Source organism: Vibrio sp. 10N.222.48.A3, assembly GCF_041475345.1.
Taxonomy (GTDB): domain Bacteria; phylum Pseudomonadota; class Gammaproteobacteria; order Enterobacterales; family Vibrionaceae; genus Vibrio; species Vibrio tasmaniensis_A.
The window spans coordinates 1-1,746 of the sequence record NZ_JBFRVX010001699.1 but is presented as its reverse complement, the minus strand read 5'-3'; the positions used below and the strand labels follow the sequence as shown (position 1 = coordinate 1,746).

The window sequence follows — 1,746 nt, the reverse complement described above, 5'->3', positions numbered from 1 at the left end:
TTTATGCAGTACTTCATCGACGACGAGAGAAGCTCGCTATGAATGCATCAAAAGTAAAATTTGGCATCAATTACATTGATACTAAGTCACCGTTACACGCATTGAACGGCATCACTAAATTTGTACTTTTTCTCGCTTGGGTCACTGTGGTTTTGACTACGTTCGACCTGAGATTGATTGCGTTGCTTATTGTGACTGGTTTATTCCTGCTAAAGCTTACTAATGTACCTGTGCGCGTTTATAAGCCTTTGTTATTGGGAACGGTGAGTGTATTAAGCCTAAATGCTTTGTTCATGTATCTGCTTGCTCCACAGCAAGGTACAGAGCTCATCGGCAGCGAGACCCTATTGCTGACACTGCCGGGTAACTACTCGTTGAGCCAAGAGACTCTGTTTTATTTAATCACTGTCACGCTCAAATACATGAGTATGTTCCCGATAGCGTTAATATTCGTCTTTACCACGCACCCGACCGAGTTTGCAGCAAGCCTCAACCGTATTGGCGTTCCATACAAAATCGCCTATGCGGTCAGCTTAACACTGCGTTATTTACCTGAAGTTAAAAAAGACTTCATCAATATCATGCATGCTCAACAGGCTCGTGGCGTTGAACTATCGAAAAAAGCACCTTTACTCACTCGTATCAAAAACGTAGCTAAGGTTCTAGGTCCGCTCATTTTTTCTAGTTTGGACCGTGCAGACGAGATTTCAAACGCAATGACGTTACGAGGTTTTGGCAGACATAAGTCACGGACTTGGTATAGCTATGCGCCTTTGAAACGTATCGATTATGTTTGGCTAATGGTTATCGCCTTTATCGTTGTGTTAGCGATCGTAAAACGTGTTTTAGAACCACAATTATTCTGGTATCCATTTTAGGTTTTTCATTGAAAGCGACGCTTATATAACATGCTGCTTGATGTTCTACTTAACGAAATTCAAGCCGTTTTAGAGTGAAAATCAAAACAAAAAAGGGAGCCTCAGGGCTCCCTTTGTCGTCTTTGTGATCACTGACTTACTGTGATTGTTATTAGTTTAATTTGTAAAACACCGTTGAAAGTGGTGGTAAACGCAGCTCAATCGACGTCTCCAAACCTTCGCTTGCTACTAATTCAACCTTAGCAACCTGCTTCACTTCAAAACCGCTGCCTGCGTAATCAGCCGAGTCAGTATTCAGCAATAGCGAGTACTGGCCTTGGGCTGGAACACCTAGACGGAAACGCTCATGAGGAACAGGCGTAAAGTTAGAAACAACCAATACTCGTTCACCCGACTCACTAATACGTTCATGAGCTAAGATACTTGCTTCAGCAGAATCTTGTAGACGCCATTCAAAACCTTTCGGGTCGAAATCAAGATCGTGCATTGCCGCCTCAGAGCGGTATAGATTGTTCAAATCTTTCGTTAAGCGTTGAACACCTTGGTGGCGTTCATATTCCAACAAGAACCACTGCAGTTGATCATCATGATTCCATTCAGCCGTTTGACCGAATTCAGCGCCCATGAAGTTCAGCTTTTTACCCGGTTGTGCATACATGTAACCCATGTAAGCGCGTAGGTTAGCCGTTTGCTGCCACTCATCACCCGGCATCTTGTTGTGGATAGAGCCTTTACCGTAAACCACCTCATCGTGAGACAGAGACAATACGTAGTTTTCGCTGTGAGCATAAACCAACGGGAAGGTAATCGTATCGTGGTGATATTTACGGTTGATTGGATCTTCTTGAATGTAAGACAAGCTATCGTG

2 protein-coding genes are annotated in these 1,746 nt (G+C 43.4%); one reads left to right on the top strand and one right to left on the bottom strand.

The annotated features are described in order from the left end of the window. The first annotated feature begins 38 nt into the window (after window positions 1-38). A complete protein-coding gene (locus AB4653_RS28480; protein WP_012600180.1) occupies window positions 39-878 on the top strand; it encodes an energy-coupling factor transporter transmembrane protein EcfT in 840 nt (279 codons plus the stop codon). Window positions 879-1,029: 151 nt separating this feature from the next. On the opposite strand, the gene AB4653_RS28475 is transcribed toward AB4653_RS28480, so the two are convergent. Next, on the bottom strand, window positions 1,030-1,746 hold a 717-nt coding region (locus AB4653_RS28475), incomplete at its 5' end, for an alpha amylase C-terminal domain-containing protein (RefSeq protein WP_372105993.1).

Excerpts from the sequence above, each read along its gene's own strand:
- AB4653_RS28480 (WP_012600180.1), top strand. The coding sequence starts at position 39 with ATGAATGCATCAAAAGTAAAATTTGGCATCAATTACATTGATACTAAG.